Origin of the sequence: Thioclava sp. UBA3469 (genome assembly GCF_002378135.1) — a bacterium.
GTDB classification, from domain to species: domain Bacteria; phylum Pseudomonadota; class Alphaproteobacteria; order Rhodobacterales; family Rhodobacteraceae; genus Thioclava; species Thioclava sediminum.
This window is the reverse complement of sequence record NZ_DFRG01000124.1, coordinates 1,608-2,301: the sequence shown is the minus strand read 5'-3', so window position 1 is coordinate 2,301 and position 694 is coordinate 1,608. Positions and strand designations below refer to the sequence as shown.

Annotated in this window: 1 protein-coding gene; it reads left to right on the top strand. The window is 64.1% G+C overall.

Going from position 1 to position 694, the window contains the following annotated elements; all coding sequences use genetic code 11:
• Nucleotides 1–523 (top strand): M24 family metallopeptidase (locus B3D39_RS10125; RefSeq protein WP_286789653.1); only part of this gene is annotated, 523 nt, incomplete at its 5' end.
• Nucleotides 524–694 lie beyond the last annotated feature (171 nt).

Here is a 694-nt window from a genome sequence, read left to right as displayed (position 1 = left end):
CGGCGCGCATAACCCGGTGACGGGGCGCGTGTTGCAGCGCGGCGATATCCTCTCGCTCAACACCTTCCCCATGATTTCAGGCTATTACACAGCGCTGGAGCGGACGCTGTTTGTGGGCGAGGTCGACGACGCCTCGCGCACGATCTGGGAGGCGAATGTCGCCGCTCATGAATACGGGATGAGCTTGCTCAAGCCGGGCGCGAGTTGTGCCGAGGTGACCGAGAAGATCAACGCCTTCTTCGCCGAGCGCGACCTGCTGCAATACCGCACCTTCGGCTATGGCCACAGTTTCGGGGTGCTCTCGCATTACTACGGGCGCGAAGCGGGACTGGAGCTGCGCGAGGATATCGACACGGTGCTGGAGCCCGGCATGGTGATCTCGATGGAGCCGATGCTGACGATCCCCGAGGGCCAGCCCGGCGCGGGCGGCTACCGCGAGCACGATATCCTCGTGATCACCGAGGACGGCGGCGAGGACATCACCGGCTATCCCTACGGGCCCGCGTTCAACGTGGTAGGCTGACGTGACCCGAACACGCGGGCGGTCGTCTGCCCGCGTGACTGCCGGACCGCTTGACTGCCCGACCATGTGGACATGACCGAAAAGAGATCACGCGCGGCCTGCGCAAAGCGGGTATTATTGGCGAATACTGGGGGATTGTGGCGGAGCGGAAGGGATTCGAACCCTCGAGAC